We start from the raw sequence: 13156 nt of genomic DNA on the forward strand, positions 1-13156 counted from the left end.
CCAGCTACAAGAAAGGGGATTTCATTCATGAACTCTAGCAAGGCAAATGCTAACAGCAGAAACTTACCCTCAGGTAATCCATATGTCTTTGTAAGTTATGAGTTTGACTATCAGTTTGGATATGTCGCTGTGATTGATCCTGCCGAACAAAAGGTTATCAATCGGATTCAAGTGGGCAGAGAACCTGGCCCTATGTGTATGGACTACGAAGAAAAGAAGCTGTACGTAGTGAATACCCGCGGGAATTCGGTTACCATCATTGATGCGGTTAACGGTGATGTCATCAAAACCGTTCACGTTGGTACTCCCGGCAACATAAATATCAATCCTGTTGCTGTCTTCGCTGCCCCTAACGTTAACAAAGTCTATGTAGCCAATGCCGGAGATCATAGTGTTACGATTATTGATAGCGAAAAGGATACTGTGATCACAACTGTAGATGTCGGCGTAGGCAGACCTTTTGCCTTTGCCGGAAATGAGAAAAGCGACTTTGTCTATCTGGCCTGCAAGGTTGCCGATAAAAAAGATTATGTTATAGCCATTACTATTGATGATGACAACATCTCCCGGTTCAACTCCGGATTTCCGCTTGCTTTAGATGAGACCCGTAACCCCTTGACTGTTCACCCCTATGGACATACGCAAATCACACTTGGAACGATTGCCATGATTACCTATTTTGGAGCTGATGATTTCGGCTTACCCAACACGTTAAGTTTGTTGGACAACACGGCATCCGGAGTCTACCTGAACAACAAATTGTTATTCTGCACCACACAAGGGAAGCGAGAATATCTGAAACGGTTTACCGACCTGTCTATTGATTGGAAGAACCACATCTCTTATTCTGGTTTCACGGAAATTCCCAGTTACAAAGGTCAGGATAAAATTCGTGTATCACGTAACCAAGAATATCTTGGCGTCACCATTCTGCCCACAGCTTTCCCAATGGGCGGTCTGCAAATAATCAATGTCGAGGATTCCAGTTCCCGGTTTGTTGAGCTCCCTTATGTCGGCGATCTGGCACTCTCAGACACCAAAGCTTATGTGGGAGAACCAAGCGCGATTCGTCCAATTGATTTAGCAACCGCCAAGACCCTGCCTGCTATCCCGATTGGGGTACCCAACGACACTCGTGTCAATGTCAAAAATATGATTTCCGGTTATAGTAATCAATCCTTATAAACAACAGTCCTGTTGACCATAGAACGTAAAAGCAAATCTGGCGCCTCTGCCCATCCTCGTTTCGTTCCGCCCAAGAGGCGAGCCCACCGCGTTTAGTCTACTGGACAATACGGTATCAGACGTCTATTGGGATAACAAATTGTTATTTGGCACCAACACAACGCAGAGCAGCGGCTCTCCGATAACAGGAGAACCACTGCTCTGTGAATTACAGGTCTGAAGCATGAACCGCTTCGTTTGTGTTACATATGCTCCAGCAGATTGGAAATGACCTGCGCGCTCTCGCTTCGGGTCATGGTTGCCTGCGGCGCGAATTGCCGATTACCGCGCCCCTTGATCAGGCTTGCCTGTTCGGCGGTGCTTGCAGCACTCTTAGCCCAGTCACGAATCAGGGTATGATCACTGAACGAACTGGCAGCTGAGTCACTGCTGCTTTTGCTTCCCGGCAGAGTAGCATACGCACGGACGATCATGACCGCCATCTCCTCGCGGGTAATCAGTTCATTTGGTGCGAAGGTATCTTTGCTGCGTCCAAGCACAATGCCTGCTTCGTTCACAGCGGCAACCGCTTCAGTGTACCAGGCCTTGGCATCCACATCGGTGAAGGCTGATGCGGACGGGCTTGCCGCTTTAAGGCCAAGCGCACGTGTAATCATCGCGGCGAATTGCGCTCTAGTGACCTCTCCCTGCGGATCGAAGCGGTCACCCGGCATCCCTTCGATAATATGCTTCGCAGCCATGGACTTAATGACTGAGCTTGCCCAGTGGCCGCTGCTGACATCGGTGAAGCTCTTGTCATACTCCAGCACGGCGAACTGGCTGAAATGCCGGACATCAGCTGCAATTTTACTATTACCTTCCGTCAGCTTACCGCCCACATATTCCACCGCTCCGCTGGCAGCGATATAGTAGACGCCAAGCAGATCACGGTTAGCCGTTGGATCTACAGTGAAGGTAAGTGTCAGCGGCTCATTAAAAGCTGTGACCGGTACGGCAGTACCGTCCGCAGCAATAACCTCCAGGCTGAAGCGGATCACATCACTGGCCGCCGATAACCGGACGGACCCGTTAACCGCTGCGTTATTCACCAGTTGCTCCGCAGCAGCTCTCGCTGTCTTCACGGCGGAGAGTCTGATTGCCGCTGTCTCCGGTTGTCCCCCAGCTCCGGCAATCTTCTCCCGGATGTCCTTCAGCACCGCCGGACTCAGCTCAACGGCCACTGTGCTCCAGGCAAGACGCAGGGTGTTCTCTCTTGGTATTCCGGCTAAACCGGCCGGAAGCAGCACGGATTCTGTAGCATCGGTAAGCTGAACGGTTATAGCTCCACTAGACGGTGCGGGGAAATCAGCCGGTACAAGAACCTTCTCCGTCTGTGCTGAAGGTGACGGAGCTACGGTTGGCGTTGCAGCCGGTGCCGGGGTCCATACTGGCACTTCCGCAGGTGCTGGTGTTGCTGTCGGCGCCGGAGTTGGCGCCTTGGTTGGAATTACTTCCGGCGGCAGCTCCGCTTTTTTTACAGTGACCGTTCTTGTCACTTCAGCAGCCGCATTGCCCGCTGAATCAGTCACATTATAATGATACACATAGCTGCCTGCTGCTGAAGTATCCAGCGTCAGCACGGTCTCCCCATCCTGCGTAATCGTCGCAACGATACGGTCTGTAATATCTCCGTCCCGGTCATCTGCCGCTGTAGCTCCGGCATCCGTATAGTCTGCATCCTTTTCCAATTCAACGGATGCTTCACCGAGCAAGGTAATTACCGGCTTCGTTACATCCGGGTCCAGCGCAACCACTACCCGTCTTGTCACCTCAGCAGCCGCATTGCCCGCCTTATCACTGACATTATAATGGAAGGTATAAGTATCAACCTTGGATGTATCCAGTTCGGTCAAACCATACACTTCGCTGGTGACTGTGGTTGTAATAAGGTCAGTTATATCCCCGTCCTGATCATCATAAGCCGTAGCTCCGGCATCGGTATATTCCGCTCCGACCGGCAGATTGACTGTCGCCTCGCCATTCAGTGTAATTACCGGCTGTACCGTATCCGGTTCCGGCAGCGTGATCTTACCGCTGGCCGAGCTGTCTGCTCTTGCTTCACCCTTGCTAAGTGTTACCGAGAAGGTGAAGCTGCCGTCCATGTCCTCTGTGGCTTCCCGGAATGCAGTCATGGTAATGTCACCCAGGGTAACGCCCGTAGCCTGGAATCCAGGCAATTCGCCTATCGTCTGTTGCAGCCATACCAGGACAGCTTCTTCATCTTTTGCTTGCGCCTTCTTAACGCTGTAAGCCGCTCCCTCAATGATATTCTTCGCCTCAAGTACAGCCTGTTCATTAGCCGCACTGACCAAGTCCTTCGCCACCGCCAGATAGCTGATCAGCGAAGCCTGACTGAATGTATTGTTCACCGAATATTTCACCGTACCGCTGACCGGCAGCGTAAAGTCATGGTGAACTATTACCCCGTTAGGACCTGCAACCAGGCCGGTCTTAACAGTCTCATTCACAGTCTTGCCCTCGGCATCCACATAGCTGAGGGTAATATCCATCGTCCGGCTCCCGTTATTCCACCAGTCCAGATGATAGGAAGTAACCGTATATTTCCCTGCACTCAGAGGCAGGTTGTAGACCAGCGGCGTATTCCTCGTATTCGAGCCGTATACTCCGGTCTGGGCTTTATCGGTAGTGACTACAGCACCTCCAAGCCCTTTGACACTATAGGTAGCGCCCGTATTCGTATGTCCCCATACCGTATCTCCTGTGGACAATTGATCTGCCTTGTGATTCAGCAGGCTGTCGCCTGTGAGATCCCGGATGGCTGTATACGGCGGGGTGTCGCCATCTCCGGCAAGGCCCATGTCCAGGAAGTATACCAGCCCCTCAGGAACCACTTCCACATAGGCAATGGTCTTCAGGCTTCCGTAGTTGCCGGTAACCGCTACCCGTTCATATGGAGTATTGAAGTTACGCGCATCAAGATTCCACTTCACAGCTACCTGTATGGTCGTGCCGTCTGCGAGCTTGGCCTCGACTTTGGCTGGAAGTTCCGGCAGCTTCCCTGCATAGGTAGCCCTATTGGGGATAGACGCAAGCTCCCGCACATCTCCGAGCAGCAGCAGATTCAGGGCGGAAGACAGACGTTCTACAAGCTGTGACGCCCCTTCCTGGTCCAGCCGGTAGGAAGCCGGATCATTCAGCGCTGTCTGGGCGGTATCCAAGGCATCCGTGAACATCTTCCAGTCCTTCTCCGGGTAGCTCTCTTCCCTGCTGACCTCAAGCGCAGTACTCACCGCCTGCTTAAGGCCTGCCGTATCCGGGCTTCCTGCTCCTCCCCCGCCGATAACCGCAACGGAATCTACAGCGAGAGTCCCGCTCAGCACTTTGAGCTGAACCGTATGCTCACCGTATTTCAGTCCGCGCAGTGTGAAGGTCTGGTACAGTTCCTTCGCTGCATTAGCAGCACCCGAGACTACCAGGGTCTCGCCGTCCACCACGGCTTCCAGCTTGGCAGAGCCGTCGTTCGGCCCCAGAATATCAAGGCCTGTGCCGGTAAAAGTATACTTCAGCACCGCACCCGCCCCTTGGCTGGTAGAGAGGGAACGCTGATAGACATACATGCCTTTTCCATTCTCATGGGCCCAATCGCCTTCATAGACCAGCTTCGAACCTGGGACTTCTGCCAGATCAGTCATCTCCAGATTATCCAGCTGCTCGGCATAGTAAGGAGTATATCCGTCTACCTTCTCCACCTTCAGATTATCGAAGCGGGTATGATAGAAGCCGCTGGCGAGCTGTACGCGCCCGGAGAGCTTCGGATTCGGATCAGTGTATGCTGCAAGCTTAACATCATCCAGATAGGCAGTAATCTTGTCCCCGGCAACCTGAACGGCAATGTTATGCCAGGCATCATATGCGGTATCAAATCCGTCGATCTTCACCCCGCCGGAGCCGCTAGCTGCGTTGCCGCTGGCCACCACGGTCCCGCTGGACAGCAGCTGCCAGCCGCCGTCGAACCAGAATTTGAGCGCATAAGGCGTGCCGTTAATCGTCTGCGGACCGCCCTGGTATCTGGCTCCAATCGCTGCGTAATTATTCCCGCCGTAAGTGCTGTTCTGTTCAAAAGACACATCGGCACTCGCCTTGTAATTGGTCCAGCGGTAATCCCCGATGGCTGTGACCGGATCACCGCCATTCCAGGCGCCGCCTACTCCGGTGGTCGTCTGGTCCAGCTGCTGCCGCAGCACATAGTTATCCGTGCCGTCAACCAGATAGCCCTCGAACGCGCCGTTGAGGTCCTGGGTATAGCGCGGAGTTACACTCTGCTCACCACCGCGGGAGCTGACATAACTCTGCTCGCCGGTAATGGCACCGCCCTCCCCGATGACGGCAACGGTTCTGTCCCCGTAATTGAAATCATCCGCGTACAGGATCTGATCCTCCGTATTCTGTACAGACCCGGTGGCATCCGTATCCAGCACCGTACGCTCTCCTTCAACCGGAAGCGGCGTAACGAATTCTTCATTCGTGCGGTTATCCAGCGTAGTTACCGTTACAATCGAGAACGGCTTCACACGAATGGTATACTCACCGCTGCCGTCTGCCTGAACATCCCCAAGGTCCTTCATATAATTGCTGTTAAAAGCCTGACCTGTCTCCGCCGCACGGGTCTCCCACATCTCCAGAGACGGATTGCCGGTATAGGCCATATTGACGGCCTGGAGCTTGTAGATCTTCTCATACTGGCTGTCGTTGATGATCACCGTCGAGAAATCCTGCTTGTCAGGTGAAGCCAGGGTCATATAGCTTGGAGTCCCGTTGCGGCCGCTGACCGGGTTCGTGCCGGTTGCTCCGGTGTAGCTCGCCTGGGGAACGGCTCTCCAGATTCCTGCCGTATTGTCTTCGTTCTCCCAGCCTGTCTTGGCAAACCCATTAAAATGCTTCAGGACAAGCAGTCCCGCATCATAATGAATGAAGCCCGACCACGGGTCACGCGCACTGAGCAGCTCCTTGAAGGAATATTGTCCACCTTCATAGAAGGAGCCAATCGCCGGCTGATAGATGAAATGCGTCCGCCGGGAATTCACGAAGCCCTTGATAATGGTATTGCCCATCTCCAGCGGTCCGCCGGTGCCGCCGATGCCTGTCCCGGGCTCAGAAGGGTCCTTCATATTATTGTGGGGACGGAAGGCCGAGTTACTGAAGGTGGCCTGTGCTTCACTGTTCCAGATTTCCTTGTCGAATTCATCGGCAAGCCGTTTGAAATTGCCTTTGCTGTCGTCGTCGGTATTGTAGTGATATCCGGCAGCCGCTACCGCATCTCGCAGCGACAGATCGCTCACCATGGCATCACCGAAGGAGCCGATTCCAACCTCGTCGGAAATAACCAGCTGGATGCTGTGGTACAGCTCTTTCTCCTGATCGTTTTTGAAGCCCTCAGTATCCCCCTTGACCCTCTCACCATATTGCTTCGTCCAGGCCAGATCCGGCGCGTGCTCATTGATATGGGGATTCACATAATCCACCATATACCCGTATTCACGGTATGCGGCCAGAATGGTATTTTTGTACCAGGTATAAATCTTGTCGTTATTGTTAGCCCAGGCTGGAGCATTCCAGCGCAGGAAGCTCACCTTGACCGCCGGATTAATAGCCTTGGCATCGGCCGCAAGCTGGAAGCCGGGATGCCGGGCCACATTGGCCGCTTCATCCTCCGTACGCATCGTCGAAGGATCGGGACCGGTAGAGTTATTCCGGTCATTGCCCATCTCGATCTTGACATGGTCGATCAGCGGGCGTTCGCCCCCGAACAGGATCCTCAGCATTTGGGCATACGCCTCCGGCTGCTCGGACTTATAGTCCATCAGCAGGGCGCTCGTACTGTTGCCGCTCAGTACGCCGAAGCCTTTGAAGGTCAGGCCATTGACATTGTCAGCCTTGATATCATTGCCGTCCAGCTGGACTCTGACCGCAGAAGCATCGGTCTCGCTGGCAGAAGCTACAGGCAACCCTAGTGCAGGAAACATTCCGGCTACGAGTGCAGTCGATAACAGCACGGAGAAAAGCCTTTTCTTCACGCGGTTCTTTCTGTTCATTCATTAATCCTCCTCTTTCTCACTTAAGTAAGCGCATTCAACATGTCGTTAGAAGAATGATTGACTTGGACAGACCTTCGTCTAAATTCACAATACGGATATACAAATACCTGGCAGACTGCGACAAGCTGCAACTGCCAGGCGGTTACTCTACTCACCTCAACCCCCGATTGGGACTGGATAGGATAGTTGTATTACGTGCAAGTGGTTTACACTGCATAAGAAGCACTAAAGAAATTAACAAAAAGCAAAAGAAGCGGAGGGGAAATTTGGAACTGTAGGAGCGGTAGCGACCGCCTTTGTCACCGGATTTCACCCGCGAACAGCGGTTTAAATCAAGAAATCTGGTGACAACAGCGGCCGGAAGTCCAAATGTTCACCGCAGCGACGATGCAGCTTCAAGTTCAAAACTTAAGTGCGTCTTATATAGTTAAAATCTGACTCCACTATCCCTTAATCCCCGAAGCAGCAACGCCCTGCACGAAATACTTCTGAAGCGCCAGGAACACAATCACTACCGGAATAATCGACACTACACTCGCCGCCATAATCAGGCCATACTCCGCAGAATACTGTGAGATGAACATCCGCAGACCGATCTGAATGGTCTTGAGCTTCGTATCGGTCAGATAGATCATTGGCCCCAGGAAGTCATTCCAGGTGGCGACGAAGGTGAAGATGGTCAGCGTGGAGAGCGCGGGCTTGGACAGCGGAAGCATGATTCTTGCCCAAATTCCGTATTCGCTGAGTCCGTCAATCCGGGCCGCTTCACATAATTCATCCGGCACCCCCTGATAGAACTGGCGCATCATGAACACACCGAAGGCCGAGAAGGCTTGCAGCAGAATGATCGCCAGGTGGGTATTGTTCAGCCCCATGTAGCGCATCAGAATGAACTGCGGCACCATGTAGGCCTGCCAAGGGATCGCGATCGTGGCGATGTATCCCAGGAAGATCGCATTTTTGCCCCGGAAATGCAGCTTGGAGAAAGCATACGCCGCGAAGCTGGAAGTCAGCAGCTGCAAGATTGTAACAATAACCGATAATTTCGCTGTATTGTAGATGAAGCGTCCGAGCGGAATCCGGGTCCAGATATCCTGGAAATTCTCCCAGCGCGGATTCGCCGGAATCCATTGCATCGGGAAGGAGAAGACATCCTTGTTCAGCTTGAGCGATGACGACAGCATCCAGATATACGGCACCAGCATTGCCAGCACGGTCAGAATTAACAGGGCATATACAAGCACCATTAAGCTGATTTTAAGTCCTTTACTTTTACCAACCATATCTTATAGATCCCCCTATTGTCCGTATTTCTTCTCGCCGCGGAACTGGACGATGGTAATGCCGAGTACCAGCAAGAAGAGCACAATCGCCATGGCACTGGCATATCCGTAATCCAGCGAGCGGAACGCCGTGTTGTAGATCTGATAGACCATGACCCGTGTAGCATTATTGAGCTGGTTATCCGCGCCCGCGAACAGGTTGATGAAGATATCGTAGACCTTGAACGAGTTGATGACCAGAATCATCAGGACAAAGAAGGTGGTTGGTGCCAGCTGCGGCACAGTCACGTTGCGGAATCTTCTCCACGGGCCTGCCCCGTCCAGCTCAGCCGCTTCATACAGCTCTGGATTAATGCCCTGTAGACCCGCCAGATAGATGACCATGTAGTAGCCCATATTTTTCCACACGGTGAAAAGAACTACCGTAAACATCGCCCACTGCTTATCCGCCGCCCAGCGGGGCAGGTCCTCCAGCGGAATGCCGGTAATCAAGTGCAGGATGTTGTTCACCGGACCCATAGTCGGGCTGAAGATGAAGTTCCATACCGCCGCAACCGCTACCAGCGAAGCCACGTAAGGGAAGAAGAAGACCGTTCTCATGAAATTACGGCCCATAATCTTCTGATTGAGCAGAATCGCCAGGGCCAGCGCTACGATCATGGTCAGCGGCACGACTCCGACGGTGTAGACAATCGTGTTCCACAAGGCTTTGTGGAAGGTGGTATCCGAGATCAGCCGGGAGAAGTTGTCCAGCCCGATGAACTTCATCGGATTGGCCCCGTCCCATTTCACAAAGGCCAGAATAAAGGCAAAAATCATCGGTACCAGGGTGAACAGGGCAAATCCGATAAAGTTCGGCGCAATAAAGCTATACGCGACCAGGTTATCCCGGAGTCCGCGCGACAACCGGCTTTTTGGGCTCTTATTTGTACGCAATATGGTTTCGTTCTGCATTCGTTCTCCTCCAAACCTCATATAACATCCCCGCAAAGTGGGAATTACATCGATACCTGTTAATGTGAGTGCTGTGATGTCCTCTATTTATATGGAAGGCGGGCCTTCGCCCGCCCTTCCTTCAGGACACTAACATTACAGGTTCACATTAATTGTTCAAAAGCTGGCCTACACGGTCATTCATATCCTTCAAGCCTTCGTCAATCGTAGCGTTCTTGGTCATGATGTTGTCATGCGCTTCATTCAGAATAACCTCAATGTCCGCACTCTTCTCATGAATCGGCATTTCCAGGTAAGTCTGAACGGTATTCAGTGCAGCCTTGCTGTTCTCATCTGCCGGGAAGCCGTCGATAGAGGTGATGGAATTGATAACTTCATCATTCTTGATCGCAGGAATCGTACCGGTGGAAGCAATAACCTTGGCGCCTTCTGCCCCGGTTACGAAGTTCATGAAGTCAAGCGCTGCTTCTTTGTGTTTGGACTTCTGGTTTACAGCCAGAGAAGTAATCGTTCCCAGAGTTGTACCGGCTTCAACGCCGTCAGGATGAGGGTATTTCACGATGCCCCATTCCGCAGATTGGGATTCGCCGCTCTTCACCTTCTCAATCTGGGTGGCAATGAACCAGCTGCCCATATTCATCATCGCTACGGAGTTGTTGTAGAATACGCCGGAGTAATGCGTGCTGGAGGTCTTCAGAGTCGCGTAATCCATAACGATACCGTCTTCCTGCTCCTTCAGAATCCGCTCATAGGTAGGCTTCAGGAAGTCATAGTTGCCGCCGACCACGGTGTTCTTGCCGTCCAGAATGCCGAACAGTTGAACCGCGCTCCGCCAAGTGTGGTAGTGGGCACCGTATACTTTTTCCGAGCCGCTGCCGGAGGTCATCTTGCGGGCCAGCTCGTCGTATTGGTCGAAGGTCATATCATTAGTCGGATAATCTACACCAGCTTTGTCGAACAAGGCTTTGTTGTAGTAGATCAGCCAGAAGTCACTGCGGAACGGAAGCGCATACACCTCGCCGTTCACTTCAATCTGCTCAACCGTACCGCCGTATACGGAAGGATCGATAGATTTGTCACCCATGTAGGTCTTTAGCGGCTCCAGGTGGTTCTGCTTCACCAGGTTCGAGTAGCCCGGAATGTCTTTGATCGTCAGGACATCCAGATCCGCCCCGCCCGAGAGCTGTGTGCTGAGCATGGTCATATAGTCGGTGGAGCCAAGATCGACATATTCAATGGTTACGTTAGGATGTGCAGCCTTGTAAGCATCGATCAGCGGTTTGTAGTATGCAGTAGCTTCCCAGTCCCACAGCGCCCATTTCAGTGTTACCGGCTCCTGGCTTGGTTCGGAGGAAGCGGTTGCAGCGTTGCCCGAAGCAGGTGCGGCAGTGGCAGCAGCGTCTTTCGTATTGTTATTGCCGGAACATCCGGCCAGCATGCTCACGGAGAGCGCGGTGGCAAGGGTCATGCCGTAGAATCTTTTCAAGTTCATTCGATTATCCCCTTTATCTTCTGATGATATTTCAGCAGCCGGCATCTGTTGCTCCGGCCTTAGTTCAAATTGTAAGCCTTTTCAGACCCGATGGGGATGCAAAATCAAACACAGTTCATTCACTATTCTGTGCTCTTCTCCGCACGTCCTGCCCCAAACCTGTAATTTCTTATCCGAAACCTGTAAAATTCTCAGCTTCTCCCCCTGGCTCTATAATGAAACGCAGGAATATGCTATGGTAGTTGAAAACGCTTTAAATAGGTCCAGTTATAGATGAAGGAGTGTTCACCACGGTACGTAAATCTACTATTAAAAGCCGCATTATTCTGCTCATGACCGCCTTTGCGCTGCTGATTGCCTCGCTGCTGTCTTGGTTCAGCTACGAACTGATTACGTATTACCAGCGCAAAACGACGATCCAGGCGACGGAATTCAACCTCCAGCTCGTCTCCCATATTATCGAACAGGATCTGATTAATCTGACTACGCTGGCGATGACCAGCAGCACCAACTCGTCCACGAACACCCTGCTTACCGAATATTTCGGTTCGGCGGAGGCCAGCCCCAAGCAGGCCCTGAATGTCTTCAATGCGATGCAGGACGATGTGCGGATCAACCGCTCCTATAGCTATGTACGCCGCCTGATTGCCACAGATAACAGCGGAAAGTTCCTGCAGGTGGAGAATTTCGGCACCTCCATTCCGCTTACGATCCATAATATCGGTCAAGTCACCGGTCTGACGAATGAGGCCGAAGAGCAATGGGACCGCGTCATTAAGGACCCGCTCTCCAATTCCTACGGTATTCCCTTCGTGTTCCCTATCTATGGCCGGGGGGCCACCCGGGTGGGCACCGTCTATCTGCTCGCGAATACCTCCGTCATTACGGACAAGCTGAAGGGCTATGCCCTGCCGGAGCACTCCCGGCTGCTGCTTACGCTCGGCGATCATCATTATCAGCTTAACGGAGATCAGGTGAAGGCCATTGAAGAGCCCTATGAGCCGGTAGCCTATACCAGTGACAAGCCTGTCGGCCCCGATACCGAGCTGTCCATGGTGAAAATGCAAGATGATGGGGAAAGCCATATCGTGGTATCGTATCCGGTACGCAGCGGTGTCATGCTCTCGCAGACCTTATCCAGCGACCAGTTCGCGCCCCGGAGCAATATATGGATTCTCGTCCTGCTCGGCGTCTGTCTGCTCGTGCTTGTCTTAAGCGCGATCATTACGCTGTATTTGACCCGCACGATCAGCCTTCCAGTCGAGAAGCTGAAGAAGCGTATGGACAAGATTGCCCAGGGCAACTTCCTGCTGGACTCGGGTATTGAATGGAACAGCGAGCTGGGCGATGTCGGCCGGGGCATTAACCGCCTGTCCCAGGATATCGTAGCCCTCATGGACAGCCGGCTCGCGGACGAGAAGCAGAAGCAGGAGCTGGAATACCGGATGCTCCAGAACCAGATTAATCCGCATTTCCTCTACAATACCCTGAACTCGATCAAATGGATGGCTACGATCCAGAACGCCACCGGTATTGCAGAGATGACGACCTCCCTGTCCCGGCTGCTCCGCAGCATCGCCAAGGACAACCGGCGGCTGATGCCGCTGAAGGATGAGCTGAGCCTGCTGGATGATTATTTCCTGATTCAGAAATACCGCTATGGCAGCACGGTTACCATGGTCACAGAGATTGAAGAGGAAGCGCTGCTTGGCGGGCTTATCCCGCGCTTCACACTCCAGCCCTTGGTCGAGAATGCGATCTTCCACGGCATCGAGCCCAAGGGCCGAGGCGACATTGTTGTCCGGGTCACGAAGAGCGGATACACGGATCTGCTCATCATGATCGAGGACAACGGGGTCGGGATGACGGCGGAGCAGATTGCCACCATTCTAACCGTTCCCGGGGACGAGGCTAAGGGAATGCTGGAGAATATCGGGCTGCGCAGTGTGAACGAACGGCTGCAGCTCGCTTTTGGCAGAGAGTACGGCTTGTCCATTGAGAGCGAGCCCGGCCGCTATACCTTAATGAAGCTGCTGCTCCCCTTCCGGCAGAGAGAATAGCTAAGAATCCCCCACAAAGTGAGGCCTTAACTTCGATGAGTACTCAGGTACTTTGCGGGGACCCCAAAACAATAGCATACCGAGCAA

General features: G+C 52.8%; 6 protein-coding genes. 2 read left to right on the forward strand and 4 right to left on the reverse strand.

Going from position 1 to position 13156, the window contains the following annotated elements:
- Nucleotides 1–27: 27 nt before the first annotated feature.
- The gene (locus J2Z70_RS08495) at nt 28–1185 is read left to right on the forward strand and encodes a YncE family protein (RefSeq protein ID WP_209871525.1); all 1158 of its coding nucleotides are present in this window, start codon (nt 28–30) and stop codon (nt 1183–1185) included.
- Nucleotides 1186–1427: 242 nt separating this feature from the next.
- Here the strand turns inward: J2Z70_RS08495 and J2Z70_RS08500 are convergent, their stop codons facing one another.
- From J2Z70_RS08500 to J2Z70_RS08515, 4 genes are all read right to left on the reverse strand, one after another.
- The gene (locus tag J2Z70_RS08500) at nt 1428–7277 is read right to left on the reverse strand and encodes an S-layer homology domain-containing protein (RefSeq protein WP_209871528.1); all 5850 of its coding nucleotides are present in this window, start codon (nt 7275–7277) and stop codon (nt 1428–1430) included.
- A 446-nt stretch (nt 7278–7723) separates the two neighbouring features.
- Nucleotides 7724–8563 (reverse strand): carbohydrate ABC transporter permease, encoded by an 840-nt coding sequence (locus tag J2Z70_RS08505; RefSeq protein ID WP_209871531.1) that lies wholly within the window; start codon nt 8561–8563, stop codon nt 7724–7726.
- A gap of 15 nt (nt 8564–8578) precedes the next feature.
- A complete protein-coding gene (locus J2Z70_RS08510; RefSeq protein ID WP_036731603.1) occupies nt 8579–9517 on the reverse strand; it encodes a carbohydrate ABC transporter permease in 939 nt (312 codons plus the stop codon).
- A 148-nt stretch (nt 9518–9665) separates the two neighbouring features.
- Complete coding sequence (locus J2Z70_RS08515) at nt 9666–11009, reverse strand: ABC transporter substrate-binding protein (protein WP_076085891.1); 1344 nt, start codon at nt 11007–11009, stop codon at nt 9666–9668.
- Between the two features lie 281 nt (nt 11010–11290).
- On the opposite strand from J2Z70_RS08515, the gene J2Z70_RS08520 reads away from it, so the two are divergent.
- Nucleotides 11291–13069 carry a sensor histidine kinase gene (locus J2Z70_RS08520; RefSeq protein ID WP_342593001.1) on the forward strand — a complete coding sequence of 593 codons (1779 nt, stop codon included), beginning with the start codon at nt 11291–11293 and terminating at the stop codon, nt 13067–13069.
- The last annotated feature ends 87 nt before the right edge of the window (nt 13070–13156 follow it).

Origin of the sequence: Paenibacillus silagei (genome assembly GCF_017874735.1) — a bacterium.
Taxonomy (GTDB): Bacteria; Bacillota; Bacilli; order Paenibacillales; family Paenibacillaceae; genus Paenibacillus_AQ; species Paenibacillus_AQ silagei.